The following is a 647-nucleotide window of genomic DNA, read 5'->3' as shown; positions in this document are numbered from 1 at the left end:
CGCTGATGGCGCTGCGCGACGCCTGCCGGACCGTCATCTCCGCCATCGGGAGCACCCGCGACAAGTCCGTCCAGGACGAGGACGCGGTCCGCAACCAGGCGCTGGCCTCGGTGGAGAGCGTGCACGACGTGGCGGAGCGCATCACCAACGGCCCCGAATGGCACGTCGTCTGGTACGAGCGGCACGAGCCCCGCTGCGGAGCCGCATATCGACCCAGCGGAGCCTCGCTGCGCGTCGCCCCCATGTCGGTCTCAGGCATCCTGCGGGAGAAGCTCTTCTCCGACCGCTCGGTGGTCCTGACCTCCGCGACCCTGAAGCTGGGCGGCGACTTCAACGGCGTGGGCGCCTCCCTGGGCCTCGGCCCCGAGGGCACCGAGGGGGACGACCTTCCGCAGTGGAAGGGCGTCTCGTGGGCTCTCCGTTCGACTACCCCAGGCAGGGGATCCTCTACGTCGCCAAGCATCTGGCGCGCCCGGCCCGCGACGGTGACCGCGCGGACATGCTCGACGAACTCACCGAGCTGATCCAGGCCGCGGGCGGCCGTACTCTGGGCCTGTTCTCCTCGATGCGGGCCGCTCAGCTCGCTGCCGAGGAACTGCGTTCCCGCGTTCCGGAGTTCCCGATCCTCCTCCAGGGCGAGGAGACCC

At 70.8% G+C, this 647-nt stretch carries 1 pseudogene; it reads left to right on the top strand.

The features are described from left to right. Nucleotides 1-647, top strand: a pseudogene (locus J0695_RS41675) (ATP-dependent helicase); the annotation flags it as partial.

Origin of the sequence: Streptomyces beijiangensis (assembly GCF_017315755.1) — a bacterium.
Lineage (GTDB): Bacteria > Actinomycetota > Actinomycetes > Streptomycetales > Streptomycetaceae > Streptomyces > Streptomyces beijiangensis.
This window is presented reverse-complemented; position numbering and strand designations above follow the sequence as displayed.